This window comes from Moraxella cuniculi, from assembly GCF_900637105.1.
Taxonomy (GTDB): domain Bacteria; phylum Pseudomonadota; class Gammaproteobacteria; order Pseudomonadales; family Moraxellaceae; genus Moraxella; species Moraxella cuniculi.
Window position 1 is genome coordinate 1084074 of sequence record NZ_LR134343.1, and the last position, 13063, is coordinate 1097136.

The 13063-nt window shown below is 43.0% G+C and carries 11 protein-coding genes; 7 read left to right on the forward strand and 4 right to left on the reverse strand.

Translation table 11 applies throughout. The features are described from left to right. Positions 1–41: 41 nt before the first annotated feature. Positions 42–998 (forward strand): AEC family transporter, encoded by a 957-nt coding sequence (locus EL162_RS05030; protein ID WP_126330550.1) that lies wholly within the window; start codon positions 42–44, stop codon positions 996–998. 39 nt (positions 999–1037) lie between these two features. Here the strand turns inward: EL162_RS05030 and EL162_RS05035 are convergent, their stop codons facing one another. From EL162_RS05035 to EL162_RS05050, 4 genes are all read right to left on the reverse strand, one after another. Then, positions 1038–4937, reverse strand: a complete 3900-nt coding sequence (locus tag EL162_RS05035; RefSeq protein ID WP_126330551.1) for an AAA family ATPase — start codon at positions 4935–4937, stop codon at positions 1038–1040. A gap of 15 nt (positions 4938–4952) precedes the next feature. Beyond that, positions 4953–6278, reverse strand: a complete 1326-nt coding sequence (locus EL162_RS05040; RefSeq protein ID WP_126330553.1) for an exonuclease SbcCD subunit D C-terminal domain-containing protein — start codon at positions 6276–6278, stop codon at positions 4953–4955. A gap of 41 nt (positions 6279–6319) precedes the next feature. Further along, positions 6320–6628, reverse strand: a complete 309-nt coding sequence (locus tag EL162_RS05045; RefSeq protein WP_076554334.1) for a YbeD family protein — start codon at positions 6626–6628, stop codon at positions 6320–6322. Between the two features lie 85 nt (positions 6629–6713). Then, positions 6714–7505 carry a cytochrome C assembly family protein gene (locus tag EL162_RS05050; protein ID WP_076554486.1) on the reverse strand — a complete coding sequence of 264 codons (792 nt, stop codon included), beginning with the start codon at positions 7503–7505 and terminating at the stop codon, positions 6714–6716. Positions 7506–7760: 255 nt separating this feature from the next. Here EL162_RS05050 and ffh point away from each other — a divergent pair, with 255 nt between their 5' ends. The 6 genes from ffh to ubiA all read left to right on the forward strand — a co-directional run bounded on the left by ffh (position 7761) and on the right by ubiA (position 13007). Further along, entirely contained in the window at positions 7761–9293 is a 1533-nt protein-coding gene (gene ffh / locus EL162_RS05055; RefSeq protein ID WP_076554335.1) for a signal recognition particle protein, read from the forward strand. A 79-nt stretch (positions 9294–9372) separates the two neighbouring features. Then, a complete protein-coding gene (gene tsaB / locus EL162_RS05060) occupies positions 9373–10047 on the forward strand; it encodes a tRNA (adenosine(37)-N6)-threonylcarbamoyltransferase complex dimerization subunit type 1 TsaB (RefSeq protein WP_227543439.1) in 675 nt (224 codons plus the stop codon). 58 nt (positions 10048–10105) lie between these two features. Beyond that, entirely contained in the window at positions 10106–10948 is an 843-nt protein-coding gene (locus EL162_RS05065; protein ID WP_126330558.1) for an undecaprenyl-diphosphate phosphatase, read from the forward strand. A 23-nt stretch (positions 10949–10971) separates the two neighbouring features. Further along, entirely contained in the window at positions 10972–11775 is an 804-nt protein-coding gene (locus tag EL162_RS05070; RefSeq protein WP_227543440.1) for a class I SAM-dependent methyltransferase, read from the forward strand. 55 nt (positions 11776–11830) lie between these two features. After that, positions 11831–12082, forward strand: coding sequence for a hypothetical protein (locus EL162_RS05075; RefSeq protein ID WP_076554339.1), 252 nt, complete (start codon positions 11831–11833; stop codon positions 12080–12082). A 1-nt stretch (position 12083) separates the two neighbouring features. After that, positions 12084–13007, forward strand: a complete 924-nt coding sequence (gene ubiA, locus EL162_RS05080; RefSeq protein WP_126330560.1) for a 4-hydroxybenzoate octaprenyltransferase — start codon at positions 12084–12086, stop codon at positions 13005–13007. Positions 13008–13063: the final 56 nt, after the last annotated feature.

Below are 13063 nucleotides of genomic sequence, written 5' to 3' on the forward strand. Positions count from 1 at the left end.
CTTTGATTGGTTTGGATAGGTAGTTTATTTGAGGTATTGTTATGTTGGCGGCCGTCATCTTTGCTGTATCAATCACCATGCCAAACTTGTTATTAATGGCTTTGGGATTTTTTATGCAAAGACGAATGCAGGTCAGCGATGGCTTTGTTGAGACAGCCTCAAACCTTGTCTTTAATTACTGTTTGCCTTGTTTGCTGTTTTTTAGCGTCATTGGCAGTGAGGCACAAATTGCCAGCCAATCGGTGCTATTAACCGCAGGGACGATTAGCACTTTGCTGTTGTTTATTTTGGCAGAATTGTACGCCAAATGCTTCGTGCCAAATATTGCTGATAAAGGGGTGTTTGTGCAGGGCGTATTTCGCTCCAACATGGCAATCATTAGTCTGGCAACCGTTGCCAATGCTTATGGCAAAACAGGGCTTGGCATTGGTGCGGTTTATATGGGCGTGATTACCATTTTGTATAATGTGCTGGCGGTGATTACGCTATCACGCACCAAAAAAACCACAGGCGGTCTGATGGTGCAAATAAAAAATATCGCCATAACCATCGCCAAAAATCCTTTAATCATCGCTTTGGTTGCTGCGTTTGTTTATAAGGGGCTTGCTCTGCCAGCTTTGCCAGAATTTATCCAAAAAACAGGCAACCTGCTTGGGGCGGTGGCATTGCCATTGGCGTTGATTTGTGCAGGGGCGACTTTGGATATGAAATCGATGCTCAGCCCATCGGGGTTGTCGATGCAGGCAAGTCTTGGGCGAATTGTTATCGCTCCTTTGATGGCGGTGCTGATTGGTTGGCTATTTGCTTTATCGCCAATGCAAATGGGCGTGCTGTTTTTGATGGTGGCAAGCCCTGCAGCGGCAGCAAGCTATGTCATGGCAAAAGCAATGGGCGGTAACGATGTGTTGGCGGCGAATATTTTGGGTTTTACCACCGTTTTTGGCATGATTGGCATGGCGGTGGGTATGGCGGTCTTAAGAGTGCTTGGGTGGGCATAGATTGATTGATAGGCACTGCCTGACTTTGCCCGCCGCTTATCACAATCTACAAACGCCAGCACCAGAGAGCGTGCTGTTACCACCTGCCTGTTTTTCTACGGTAATTTCGGTATCAATGCGTTCTTTTAGGCTGGCAACATGGCTAATGATACCGATACTTTTGCCACTTTGTTGCAGCTCAAACAAGGTATTTAGTGCCAAATCAAGTGCTGCCTCGTCCAGCGTACCAAATCCTTCGTCCAAAAACAGCGATTCAATTTGTACATTTTGGCTATTTATTTGTGCCAGACCCAGTGCCAACGCCAGCGAGATAACAAAACTTTCGCCACCAGAGAGGTTTTTGCTGCTACGCACCGCATCGCCTTGATGTTTGTCAATCACCAGAATTTCCAATGACTTACTATGGTCGCCGTCAAAACTAAGTAGATAGCGATCGGTCATTTTGCTCAAGACAATATTGGCATGGTGCAGCACCATATCAAGCGTCAGCCCTTGTACAAAATTGCGATATTTCTTGCCATCGGCTGAGCCAATCAGCAGATCTAATTTTTCCCAAATACTGTTTTCTTGTTGCTGATTGTTAATCTTTAATAATAAATCTTGTTGTTGATTTCGGTTTTTATTTTCCAGTTCTTGGCTTGCAAGCAGCGTGCCGATTTGCTGGTTGGTAATGGCAAGATGCTGTTGAATTTCTTGTAGTTTTTCTTGAATATCGTTAATGCTTAATTTATCAATATGCGGATAATCCTGTTTGATTGTTGATAGCTTTTCTGTGTTATCTGCCAAAAATATCTCCGCTTGATTTAATTGATTGTGCAGATTTTCTGAATAGTTTTGTAATGATAGTAACTCTGTATCGGGTAATTTCGCTGCCAAAAACGCATTCTCGTCAGTCAGCTGCAGCTGATTTAATGCTTCAGCAAATCGCTGCTTGGTGTCATGAAGTTTTGTACCAAGGTCTGTCAGTGCCTTTTCGTTGCTGCTGATGTACGCCTGATTTGCCTGCAAGTTTGCGGTATCGTGATGTAGCTTTTGTAAAATCTGCTCTTTTTCGCTGCGTTTATTGTTAATTTTTGATTGATACTCATCGTCCACCTTGTCAGCATTTTGAGCATTTAATAATTGCTTTCGCTGCTCAATAAGCACAGTTAGATTCTGGGCGGTAGAATTAACAAGCAATTGATGTTTGTCATAAGTTGATTTGCTTACAGCTAATTGATTTTCTAGTGTTTTTATCTTAGCATTTAGATAACTTAGCTTATTTTTTTGTTGGTTTAGTAGTTGATTTAATGTTTCGGAATCTACGAGCTTGGCATTAAGTTTGGCATGGGTGTTTTCAAAATATTGTTTCGTTTTACTTAATAAATAATTATCAATATCCGAAGGCAGACTAATGATATCAGACAGCGGCTGATTGGGTGATATTGTATCGATATCAACTGGCAAATCCTTAGGCGTGATGTCATTTAGATGTATCTTTAGTGCTTGTAGCGGCTCGGTGGAATCGTTTTTTTCTGCCCGATGTTCGTGGTGAAATTGCCAAATTTGTTGCACAAGTTGCAACAAGCTCGGCATTGTGTTATTGCTAAGCTCAAAGTGGTTTTGATTGGTTTGCTTAAGCAGCATATCAGTATCTTGCTTAAGCGTTTCACCATTTTGCTGAATATTTGCCAGATTTGTCAGCAGTTTTGTCAGTTCGTTATTTTGTTCATAGAGTTCATCAAAGTGCATTTTTGCCTTATTGAGCATCAATTCGGTTTGTTTGATGTCATTGCTTGTCTGTTCAAGTAGTCGCTCAATACCATCTTTGTCCACCTGATGTTTTGTTGTAAATTGCTGATGAATTTTCTCCCAGATTTTATTACTTTCTTGGGTGCTTGTTGTTAGTTTATTGATTAGATTTTCTAATTTATTATAATTATTTTCTAGGTGGATTGTGATGCTGTGCAGCTCTTGAGATTGTTCGTCATGCAGCGTGCTGATTTCCTCAAATTCTCTGGTGTGTGCGTGTAATTGCTGCTCGGCAACTTCGGCTTTTAAGTCATTAACATGCTCTGGCTGTGATTTGTAAGGGTGATCGGTGCTACCGCACAAAGGGCAACGATCCCCTTGCTTTAGTTGTTCAAGCTGCTTTTTCATTGCCAGAATTTGCTTGCAAAGGTCAAAATTTGCTTGGCTCATCTGCCATAACTCTTTGGATTTTTTTAATTTTTCCTTGCTTGCAGCCAAAGCATTGGCAATCTCTTGCTCCTTTTGCTTTAGTCTTGTTTGTTCCAGCCTGGCTTGATTGATTTCATCTTGTATGCTTGCTTGCTGTTGATACAGCTGATAAATTTGCTCAAGCAGGTATAGCTTGTGAGTGCTTGTTTTAAGCTCTTCTTGTTTTTCTGTGAATATTTGACGCAGCTTGCCATCTGTGTAGTCATTATCATTAAGTTTTAGTAAATTAATGATTTTTGTTTTTGTTTGTTGGCTTTGTTCAAGCTGACCTAGCTTTGCTTGCTTGGTTCTTTGATAATCGCTGCGTAATTGATTTAACTTGGTTAGATTTTCTTGCAGTTTTTTGCGATCAATGAGCTGCTGCGTATGCGTGTGTTGTAGGGTATTAATTAAAGTGGTGTATTGAGAGAGATATTGATTGTAAGTATTTAATTTTTCTGATAAATTTTCTGATTGCAGTTGGTTAATTTGCTGCTTGATATCTTGTGTTTTTTCTGTCAGTTGGGCTTGCTCTGCCAGTGCTTGCTGCAATTGGTCGTCAATATTTGTTTGCTGATATTGATAATCTGTTAAGATTTTTTGTTGGCTGGCTTGCTCGTGCTGTAGTGCTATTATCTCTTTATCCAGTGAGCGAGCCTGTGCCAGCATGGGTTTGGCTTGTTCGTATGCTGCCATTAGCTGTGCAAGCTGTTGCTGGCTGTTTTGGTAATCTTGCTGATTTTTATTTAGATTTTCTTGCAAGTTTTTTAGTTGATTATTAAGCGTGCTAAGTTCAGCATTTTTTTGCTCGCACGCTTGCTGGTATTCTTGCAATGCTTGATAGATTGGCGTATATTCCTTAACTTTTTTGGCAAGGTTGAGCCTTAATTGATTGGGGGAGAATTCCTCAAGCTCTTGCTGAATTTTATTAACTTTATCTTTATAAACCACCACTTGATTTTGTAAATTGTCATATTCTTCGGCAAGTTTTAACGAATCGCTTAGCTTGCTTAATTCTGCCTCAAGTTTGCTTTTATTTTGCTGATTTTCTTGCAGGGCGTTACTGAGCTTTTGATACTCTTCTTCGCTCAAAATATCAATATCGCCAAGTTTTTCTTGTAGATTTTTTAAAATATTTACTTGCTGTTTGTGTTTTTCAAAGGCGGCTTGACTGATTTTGGCATAGATTTGAGTGCCAGTGATTTGCTCAAGAATCTGCCCTCGTTCACTGGCATCGGATTGCAAAAATGCAGCAAACTCTCCTTGTACCAGCATGACAGAGCGGGTGAATTGCATTTTATTCATGCCCAAAATCTGTTCAATTTTTTTGCCAACCAGACTTGCTCTTTCTTCTAAAATTTTGCCCTTGTTGTCTTGACTGTGGCTTAACTCACTGATTTCACGATGGATATTTTGCAGCTTGCCATCGCTTTTTTGTTTGGCACGACGCTGCGACCAGCTGGCTTGGTAGATTTTGCCATTGGCACGAAAAATTACCGTGCTTGAGGCTGTGGCAGTACCGATGCTCATCAGTTCATTTTGGTTTGCTGAGATATTCAGGCGAGGGGTTTCGCCATATAGAGCAAGGCAGATTGCGTCCAAGATGGTGGTTTTGCCAGCACCTGTCGGCCCTGTGATGGCAAATAAAGCATGGTTGTTGAAGGCTTCATCTTCAAAATCGATTTGCCATTTGCCTTTTATTGAGTTGATATTCTCAAAAATTAATTTTAAAATTTTCATCAATAACCACCAGTGTCAAGCATTTCCGTCTTGTTCGTGTAATGATTTTAGTAAACTTTGATAAGCTAAAATTAACTGTTCTTTGTCTTCATTTGTTATTTTTTCTTTATTAAGTCGCTTAAGAAAAATATCCATTTCATCGAGATTTTTTGGGTTATCAATCCATACTGCTGCTTGTAAGCTGCCTTGGTGGCGTGCTTTATTTTTTATGCTGATGGCAACCAGTTTGCTATCATCAAGCAGGGTATCAATTTGTTGCTTTAGGTTGCCGATTAATGTTTCGCCTGTATATTCTATCTCCAGCCAAACCTCTTGCTGGGTGGCTTTTAGCTTATCAAGACAGTCTTGGATAAAGGTCATATCACCTGCAATTTTGGCAAGTCCCTGAAAAATTGGCACGGGCAAGCTGTTTATAGATAGTTGTTTTTTATCATTATTTTCTTTATGTATGTCAATAATTAAAACTTGTTTTTGTCGACCAATTTCACCAAAACCCATCGCAATCGGCGAGCCACAATAGCGGATACGCTCCTGCTTGCCAACTTTTTGGGCGGCGTGAATATGTCCAAGTGCCACATAGTCTATTGTATCGTCAAAGATGCTAGCACTGATTTGTCCCAATGTGCCAATCTGAATATCTCTCATGCCATCATCAGCCGATGAGACTGATGCACCTGCGACATACAGATGACCTGTGGCGATGATTGGTACGGATATTTGATAAGTTTTTTTTAATTCATCTTGTCTTTTTTTGGCAAGTTTTGCTAATGAATGATAATAATCAGCGACCGCAGATAGGAGTAATTTATCATGATGTTCGACTTGCTCAGGGTCGATGCTGCCACGCACATCACGATCCCTAAGATAAGGAACTGTCATCACAATGGCAAGCGGCGTGTCATCATCGTACAGAGTGATGATATCGTCCGCCATGTTTTGACTGATACTGCCAACAACATGGGTATTTAACACACCCAAGACTTCTTTGGTTTTTTGTAGGCTGGTCGGTGAATCGTGATTACCAGCGACAATAATTATATGCTTAATGTGTCTTTTAAAGGCAGTTGCCAAAAACTGATGATACAGATGCTCGGCACGATTGCTTGGGGTCATGGTGTCAAAAATATCACCAGCAACAATCAGAACATCAACCTCGAACTCCGCCAAGGAATCTTGTAGCCAATCTAAAAAATTGGCAAATTCATGATAACGGGGCTGATTGTATAATAATTTGCCCAAATGCCAATCTGAAGTGTGCAAAATACGCAGTGCATCTTTGGGCTTGGGTGGTAAAGCTGGCGTTTGGCTTTGTTGAACGAGGTGGGTTTTAAAGACATTCATAATGGTAAAAAAGACCGCATAAACACGGCCTTGGCTTGATTTTAAACAACGGTACGCACGGTTTTTGCTTTGTCCAAAGCGGTGTATAAGCGATTGACCTCATCGGCAGATTGCAAGTGCAGATTGACTCGTAGCGAGTGAAATCTGCCCGTACGAGAGGGGCGGACTTGAATGGTTGCATGGTCAAAGCTGGGGAAAATCTCTGCTAGAATCAGTTTGACTTCATTAAGCAAATCTTCATGATGACCCTCATGACCGATAATGCTCATTGGATAGTCCATCGGAAAATGCCACAGTTCTGGATTTTGGATTTCGGTGCGTGTTGGCACGGCGGTATTGTTGTCTTGCATAAATATTCCTAGCTGTTTGTGAGTGCCAAAACTGGCAAAGTTATCGGTTAAATGGGGTGGATTTTTGGAATTTAAAGAGCCTTGCTTAGTTAAGTAAAAATTCAATGACCGCCTTTGAGCCAATAAAACCAACCGCCAGCAAGACAAAGCCGTACATGGCAAAATTCGCCGCACGCTTGCCACGCCAGCCATAGCGATAATGCCCAAAAATCAACACGCCAAAAACCAGCCAGCTGGCAATGCTAAATGACAGCTTGTGTGCCAAATGCTGATTTAAAATATCATAAGTCGCCACAAAGCCCAGCCCTAAAGCAATGCTTAGAATAACAAAACCTGTCAGCACCATATCAAACAGCAAACTTTCCATGCTCTGTAATGAAGGCAGGCGACTTACCCAAAAACGGTGAATGCTTTGATGTTTTAGTTCGCGGATTTGCAAACGCAGCAACAAACCCTGTACTGCCGCCATCAAAAGCACGCAGTAAGCGGCAAATGATAACAAAATATGCACCTGCAAACTGGTGGATAAATTGGTCAAAGGCTCATAGGCAACTTTGCCAAAATAACCCAAACTCACCCCCGCCAACGCAGCAGGCACTGCCAAAATCCCAAGGCTTAAAATCGGACGATATAAAGCAAATAACACATAAAACAGCACAAAGAATAAGCCAGTCAGGCTAAGCGTATTAAACAGGTTAAAATTTAGCCCATAAAGCGTGATAATCTCTGGATACAGCACATAGCCATGTAACAAAATGGCAACGACAAGCAGTCCCAGTATGCCTTGGTGAATCGGCGTGTCCTGAATCAGTGCATGAGCCAAATATAAGCCAACACCTGTATAAATACCAAGACACAGTAAAAAAATCAGCAGCACAATCGCCCCTTTGGTTGTGAAATGATGGCAAGAACAGCAAGCAACATGATAAAATAACTCAATTAATAACCAGTTATGGTTAAAATAAAGATTTTTGTCAGCAATCATGCAATTAAATTGGAATATTTGCCTAATTTAGCATAAAATAGCAGGTATTTGTAGCCAAGTTTTGTCAAATGCGATAAGTTTTTGTCAATTATCTCAAAAACCGCAATCAATTTGACAAATCATCAAACTTATTATCATGGAAAAATTATGTTTGACACTTTAACCGAACGACTTTCGACCAGCCTTCGTAATATCGCAGGCACAGGGCAGCTGACCGAGGATAATATCAAAGATACCTTGCGTGAGGTGCGTATGGCACTGCTTGAGGCGGATGTTGCCTTGCCAGTTGCACGAGATTTTGTGGCAAAGGTTAAGCAAGAGGCTTTGGGGCAGCAAGTGCTAAAAGAATTGGCACCTGGTCAGGCATTTGTCAAAATCGTCTATGATGAGCTAAGCGAAATGATGGGCAGTGCCAATCAGAGCCTTGAAATGACAGCCAAGCCACCGATGGTATACCTGTTAGCAGGTCTACAAGGAGCGGGTAAAACAACCACGGCGGGTAAGTTGGCGAAGTTTTTGCAAGATAAGCATAACAAAAAGGTGATGTTAGTATCGGCTGATATTTATCGTCCTGCAGCAATCAAGCAGTTGGAGCAAGTGGCGGTGCAGGTCGGAGCGAGTTTTGTACCATCGCAAAGTGATGAAAATCCGCTTGATATCGCTCGCCGTGCCATTGAACAGGCGAGGCTACAATATCAGGATATTTTGATTATTGATACGGCAGGTCGCCTGCACATCGATGATGAGATGATGGCAGAGATTAAGGCATTGACAGCAGCGGTAGAGCCTGTTGAGACCTTATTTGTGGTTGATAGTATGACAGGTCAAGATGCGGCAAATACCGCCAAGGCGTTCAATGATGCTTTGCCTTTGACAGGGGTAATTTTGACCAAAACTGACGGCGATGCTCGTGGCGGTGCGGCGTTGTCGGTGCGTGCAATCACAGGCAAGCCGATTAAATTTTTGGGTCGTGGCGAGAAGCTAGACGCTTTGGAGCTGTTCCACCCTGAACGCATTGCCCAGCGAATCCTTGGCATGGGTGATGTGCTAAGTTTGGTTGAGGAAGTTGAGCAAAAAATTGACCGCGAACAAGCCGAAAAAATGGCGAAAAAAATCCAAAAAGGTGGAGAATTTGACCTTGAGGATTTGTTAAACCAATTTCAGCAAATGAAAAATTTGGGCGGCATGGCAGGATTTTTGGACAAAATGCCGGGGCTTGGCGGCGCGGATATCCAAAAAGCCATGCAAGAGGCGAAGCCTGAAGAGAAGGTTAAGGAAATGGAGGCACTGATTCATTCAATGACTCCGTTTGAGCGGCAAAATCCTGACAAAATCACCCCAAGCCGCAAACGCCGCATTGCTGCAGGCTCTGGCAAGCAGATTCAAGATGTCAATCGTCTGCTCAAGCAGCACAAGCAGATGGCAAAAATGATGAAAATGATCAGTCGCCCTGATGGTATCAGCAAAATGATGAAAGCGGTGCAGGGCTTGGCAAAAGGTATGTCAGGCGGCCCATTATTTGGTAACAAAGATGCCACAGCGACCGATATGGCACAGATGCAACAGTCAATGCAGCAAATGGGGCTAGACCCAAACAATTTGCCAAGTATGGAAGAAATGCAACAAAAAATGCAGCAGCTACAAGGGCAAATGCCGCCAAATTTTAAAAAACGATTCTAAGTATTATCAGAATAAGTTAATAAATCTGTATTTTGATTTGTCGTTGTGCGAGTAATTGGCGGAAATTATGGCGATTTTTATGGCATTTGACACGGTCTTTGGGCAGTGTTCTGTGGCAATTTGTGATGATGAGCAGGTGTTGTACCAACAGACACTGCCAACAGATCGTGGGCAGACAGAGGTGATTTTGCCGATGACAGAGGCTGCACTTTCTGCCACAGGTTTATCTTTGCCAGCGATTGATTGCTTGGCATTTAATCGTGGGCCGGGGGCGTTTAGCGGTATTCGCATTAACACAGCGGTGGTGCAGGCATTGTCTGTGGCAGCACAGTTGCCATGCGTTGGTGTTTCAAGCCTTGCCGTGCTTGCCGATACGGCACAACAAGCAGCAAGTTATGCTGACGGCAGTCGCATTGTGGCACTGATTGATGCACGACAAAATCAGCTCTATGCTGGACAATTTATTATCCAAGATGGCAAAATCAATGCCATAAACGAGGATAACAACCCGCATGGCAACGAGTATTTATTGGATTATGGCGAACAGATAGCGGCTGATGTCATTGTTGGCGATGGTGGCGAGTTGGTGCGTGCTGATGCACAGCGTGTCAGCATTCACCCAACTGCGGTAGATATCGCTCGCCAAGCTGTTGGTATTTATCAACAAGGTGGTGCAACCACTGCTGCACAAGCCCTGCCTGTTTATCTTCGGGACAATGCTTGGAAAACACTAACCGAGCAGGGCAAAGTGTAGTTTTTTGCGGCAATCACAGCATGATGGCATAAGCCAGTGCGAGCAATAAAAGGTGTTTATGGATATTGTATTACTCATCAAAACCATTATTATGGGCATCGTTGAAGGTGTGGCAGAATTTTTGCCCATCTCAAGCACTGGCTATTTGATTTTGTCAGCTGATTTGATGAATTTTTTGCAGGGTGATTTGCGTAATTTGTTCATCGTATTTATTCAGCTGGGTGCGATTTTGGCGGTAATTTATGACTACTGGGGTAGGCTGTGGCATGCTTTTATGGGACTGCTTACTGGGCGTGCCGAAGGGCTTGCCAATCCCAGACAGCTTGGCATATCGCTGATAATCGCAACCATTCCTGTGATGTTGGTGGGGTTTTTGGCGGCTGATTTTATCACCAAGACATTGTTTCATCCGTTGGTGGTGGCGGCCATGCTGATTATCGGGGCGTTGATTATCATCTATGCAGAAAAAAACCCTCGCATCGTTCGTGCAGCCGAAGCAGAAAATATCAGCTTTAAGACTGCATTGGCAATCGGCTTGTGTCAATGTTTGGCATTGATACCCGGCACTTCTCGCTCTGGTGCTACCATCATTGGTGCATTGTTACTTGGTGCATCTCGTAAGGCGGCAACAGAGTTTTCGTTCTTTTTGGGTATTCCTGTAATCATCGGGGCGGCTTTGATTGACTTGTTAAAATACAAAGACAGCTTGACCAGTACCAGTGATTGGGTGGTGCTGGGTTTGGGAACGGCGGTGTCTTTTGTGGTTGCTTTGCTGTGTATTCGCCTGATGGTATCGTGGGTCAGTCGCAAAGATTTTATGATTTTTGCTTATTTGCGTATCTTGACGGGCGTGGTGGTGCTGATTGCGTTTTTTGGCTTTAATTATCAAATTCAAAGCTGAGAAGCTGCTTAGAAGATACGACCGTGTTGATACCTATTATTACCAACGAGCATTGTGCTGCCATTGATACATTGTGGCAGTTGAATGATAAGCACGCACTGGGATTGCAGTTGGGCGTTGAGAGGGTTGATAATATTAAGATTAATGATAAAATATTATCAAGATATTATGAAAATTATAACACGCCTTTTCTTGCCATTATCAAAAATACACCAATGCTGATTAAAAGTGCTGATGGCGAGGTTGTCAAATCATCGCTCAATTGGCAGTCATTGACGCATCGCATTGTCAGTGCTGGACGCAAATCAGAATTGCTGCTACAAGCGTGCAAGATAACACAGCAGATGAGCGTGCTTGATGGCACGGCAGGTTTTGGGCATGATGGTTTGCTATTGGCAAGTGCGGCGGCACGGACTACTTTGTGCGAATCACACCCTGTGATGGCGTTGCTGCTTCTTTATGAATATCATCTGATGCTGGCGGTACAAAATTGGCAAGGGCTACTTGGTCGCATTCAAATCATTCACCAAGACAGCACACAGCTATCGGGTGAGTATGATTGCGTGTATCTTGACCCCATGTTCCCAAAAGGCAGCTACAAAGCAAAAGTCGGCAAGCAAATGCAGCTTCTGCATGATTTGGCAAAACCGCCGACAGTCGATGATGAAGAAGTGCTATTTTGTCGTGCCATGCAGCAGTTGTCGGCAACGGGTCGCTTGATTGTCAAACGCCCAATCCATGCACCGTATTTGGCAGGGCGAACGCCAACCCAAAGCGTACAAAATGCAGCAATCCGCTTTGATAGATATGAATCATCATGCTGCTGATGGGGCGATGGGTGCTGATATGATAAGTTTATTGAAAACATAAAAAAGGTGATTAATGAATAATTGGATTATCTGGGCATATCTTGTCGTAACTTTATTGATTTTATTGCAAAATTTTAGCTACAAAAAACGCATTCGTAAACTTGAAGATAGCTTATTTGCTCTAAAAAAAGACGAATGGCTGCCTTTTGCCAAAGCACAATTGCATCTGCCAAAAATCCAAGCAATTAAGCAAATCCGTCAGCAGTACCCTGAGCTAAGCCTACAGCAGGCAATGCAACTGTATCTGTTGGCTGCTGGTAAATAGTATGAAAAATCACCATACCAAGCTGCCGATGAGCCTGCAAGAGAAATGTGTAGCGTGGTTGCAGCTGATTCGCTTTGACAAGCCTGTTGGCACGGAGCTGTTGTTATATCCGACGCTGTGGGCGGTGATTTTGGCATTTGTTGGTATTGGTAGGGTGCCTGATGTTAAGATTGTGCTGATTTTTGCCTTGGGGGCGGTGCTGATGCGTGCTGCAGGCTGTGCCATCAATGATTTTGCCGATCGTAAGGTTGATGGCAAGGTCAAGCGAACGCTAGGCAGACCATTGGCTGATGGGCGACTGGCGGCAAAAACGGCAGTATATACTTTTGTTGCTTTGTCATTGCTGGCGGCTTGTTTGCTGGTATTTTTGCCAGTGGCGGTTTTTTATTGGGCGTTGGTGGCGGTGCTGTTGGCATTTGTTTATCCTTTTGTAAAACGCTTTAGTAATCTGCCACAATTGGTGCTGGCGGCGGCTTTTGGCTGGGCGATACCGATGGCCTATGTGGCAGTGCAAGGACATACAGATGCTAATACTTGGCTGCTGTTTATTGCATATATGTGCTGGACGGTGGCGTATGATACCGCCTATGCCATGTGCGATCGCGATGATGACGAAAAAATTGGCGTCAAATCCACGGCAATTTTGTTTGGTCGCCATGATGTATTAATCATTGTGCTATTAAATACTGCGTTTGTGGTGCTGATGACCGTGGTATTTTGGCGGTATTTTGCAGGCATTATCAGCAAGCTGCAGTTGCTGTGGCTGATGGTACCTCTGATGCTGATGTTTTTTGGGCAGTATCGCGCAATTGCCACTCGTGAGCGGCTGGCGTGTTTTCGTGCCTTTCGCCAAAATGCTTGGGTGGGGCGATATGTTTTTTGTGTTACGCTGATATTGCTGATTAAATGGCTGTTGCAAAATTAATTAATAAAACTTACCTTTAGCCACGCACAAGAAAACTTTTGTAACTGTGGCAAAAT